We start from the raw sequence: 1,144 nt of genomic DNA, 5'->3' as shown, positions 1-1,144 counted from the left end.
ACACCGACCAGCACGAACACCGCGGTGATCGCCACGGCCGCCATGCGCGGGAAACGACGGGTCTGCTGCAGGCTCAGCAGGCGACGCTTGAGGCTGCGGAAGTTCGGCGACGCACTGGCCACACCCACCGCCGGGCGCGGGGCCACGCCCAGCTGCACCAGCAACCGGCCATAGTCGTGTCGGCAGTGGCCATGCCCGGCCACCACCGCACCATCGCAGGCCTCTTCGCGGGCCAGCGCATATTCGCGGGCGGCCAGGTGCACCAGCGGATGGAAGAAGAACAGGTGCTGCGCCAACGCCGGCAGCAGGCCCCACCACAGATCGCGACGCTGCAGGTGCACCAGCTCATGGGTCAGCGCCATGTCCAGGTCATCGGCCGCCATCGCCGGCAGTTCGCGCGCGGGCAGCAGCAGCACCGGGGCCCACGGTCCGATCAGCTGCGGCGAGCGGATCTGCGCGGAGATCTTCAAGGCGGGCGCGCGGCGCAGGCCGTGTGCTTCGGCCGCCAGCTGCAACGCGTCCTGCAGCGAGGCATCGGTGCACTCCACTGCATCGCGTACCAGCGCGCGGCTGTGGCGATAGCCACGCAGGCTGTGCAGCAGCATCACCAGTACACCCGCCGCCCACATCGCCAGCAGCACGGCCGGCAACGACCACAGCGCCGAGGCCGGCGCGGCCATCGCAACCGTGTCGGCGGCCGCAGGTGCCACCGCAACGGCGGCATCCATGGCAGGCAGTGCGATCACCTGCGTGGTCTGCGCCGCGGGCGCGGGCAGCACCGCCAGTTCCAGCGGACTGCTCCAGATCAGGCCCAATACCGCCTGCAGGGCCACCAGCCACCACAAACGCACCCGCGTGGAGGGCGGCAGGCCCGGCAGCAGCCGGCACACGCCCCACACCAGGCCCACCAGCACCGCGCTCTGCACGCTGGTCCAGCCCAGCCGCACCAGCAGTTCCATCATCAGCGTCTCCATGGCTCAGCCCTCCCGCTTGCGTGACTGCAACTGCGCGACCAGCGCTTCCAGCTCGGCCAGTTCCTGGTCGCTGACCTCGGCCTTGTGCGACATGAAGGCCACGAACGGCGACACCGAGCCCTGCAGGGTCTTCTCCACGAAGCTGGCCACCGCGCCCTGCACCACGCTGT

Annotated in this window: 2 protein-coding genes; both read right to left on the bottom strand. The window is 70.6% G+C overall.

Annotated features, from left to right (window positions below):
• The coding region (locus DBR34_RS16785; RefSeq protein WP_219928325.1) for a M56 family metallopeptidase at positions 1 to 974 on the bottom strand (974 nt) is incomplete at its 3' end.
• 3 nt (positions 975 to 977) lie between these two features.
• On the bottom strand, positions 978 to 1,144 hold a 167-nt coding region (locus DBR34_RS23565; RefSeq protein WP_258224036.1), incomplete at its 5' end, for a BlaI/MecI/CopY family transcriptional regulator.

This window comes from Stenotrophomonas sp. HMWF003 (genome assembly GCF_003061285.1).
Lineage (GTDB): Bacteria > Pseudomonadota > Gammaproteobacteria > Xanthomonadales > Xanthomonadaceae > Stenotrophomonas > Stenotrophomonas maltophilia_AP.
This window is presented reverse-complemented; position numbering and strand designations above follow the sequence as displayed.